Here is a 702-nt window from a genome sequence, read left to right as displayed (position 1 = left end):
TGAGCCGCCCCACTTGAGTGGTCCAAGTTGAAAGTTAGTGCATGGCTGGCCTTTGGTCTATCGGGATGATGGCCTCAGGCGCGGGCGGGCGGTATCCCAAGGCACTGTGTGGCCGTTTTGTATTGTAGTGCTTCCTCCAGCTTTCGATGATGATTTGAGCTTCAGGTAGCGAGTAGAAGACTTCCCCGTTCAGCAGTTCGTCCCGCATGCGCCCGTTGAAACTCTCGCAGTATCCGTTCTCCCAAGGTGAGCCCGGTTCAATGAAAGCAGTCTTGGCGCCGACAGCCGTGATCCAGCCCCTGACAGCTTCCGCAATGAACTCAGGGCCGTTGTCAGATCTGATATAGGCTGGGATACCGCGTAGAATGAACAGGTCCGTCAGCGCGTCGATGACTTCGGTTGAATTCAGCTTTCGCTTCACCCGGACCGCAAGGCATTCCCGGCTGTATTCATCCAGAATGTTCAATGTCCTAAATGCCCTTCCATCGTCTGTCCGGTGGTGGACGAAGTCGTACGACCAAACGTGGTTGCGATACTCGGGGCGCAATCGGACACATGATCCGTCGTTGAGCCAGAGCCGTCCCTTCCTGGGCTGCTTCATTGGAACCTTCAGCCCCTCCCGCCGCCATAAACGTTCGACACGTTTGTCGTTCACCTGCCAGCCAGTGTCCCGCAGCAGGGCCGCAACCCGGCGGTAGCCAT

General features: G+C 57.1%; 1 protein-coding gene. It reads right to left on the bottom strand.

Annotated elements, in window-relative coordinates; translation table 11 throughout:
* Positions 1-34: 34 nt before the first annotated feature.
* On the bottom strand, positions 35-702 hold a 668-nt coding region (locus ACFMBG_RS24150; protein WP_421057177.1), incomplete at its 5' end, for an IS3 family transposase.

This window comes from Leisingera coralii (assembly GCF_049056525.1).
In the GTDB taxonomy this organism is placed as follows: domain Bacteria; phylum Pseudomonadota; class Alphaproteobacteria; order Rhodobacterales; family Rhodobacteraceae; genus Leisingera; species Leisingera coralii.
Note: the sequence above shows the minus strand (reverse complement) of the source record. Positions and strands in the feature narration are given on the sequence as shown.